The 459-nt window shown below is 36.2% G+C and carries 1 protein-coding gene; it reads left to right on the forward strand.

Annotated elements, in window-relative coordinates; genetic code table 11:
• Nucleotides 1-14 precede the first annotated feature (14 nt).
• A complete protein-coding gene (locus FILTAD_RS16335) occupies nucleotides 15-101 on the forward strand; it encodes a hypothetical protein (protein ID WP_427854299.1) in 87 nt (28 codons plus the stop codon).
• The last annotated feature ends 358 nt before the right edge of the window (nucleotides 102-459 follow it).

Consider the following 459-nt stretch of genomic DNA (forward strand, 5'->3'; position numbering starts at 1 on the left):
TACTAACAAAAGGGATTACAGAGGGAATTAGCGGAAAAGAGTTTGGGACAAACCAGAATATCAAACGCGGGGATGCCGCAATTTTCATCTCAAGGGCCTGAATTTCAGGTACCTGTGCATGACACAATTCAAAATATTCACTACAATTGTATAAAGAAAAAAGAGTGCTCATCCATATTCACTTTTATTGGATAACTCACTGTATATTTATAAACCCTAGTGAATTATCATAATTAAACTTTGCACAGGTGCAAAAACAATTCTGATAATAGTAAATGACACCAAAAAATTTAGTCCCCTGATCGAGCAATCGGTCTTGGGGCTTTTTTTGTTCTATTATAGTATTGCCTGTTCAAGCTCGCTTATACGGGATACGTTAAACGGTTAGGATTGATTATTTGGTTCCTATTCACTGATACAATCGAAATAATGGTCCAAGAGCGTTACAAGGAAACTAGT

The organism is Filibacter tadaridae, from assembly GCF_900609045.1.
Taxonomy (GTDB): Bacteria; Bacillota; Bacilli; order Bacillales_A; family Planococcaceae; genus Sporosarcina; species Sporosarcina tadaridae.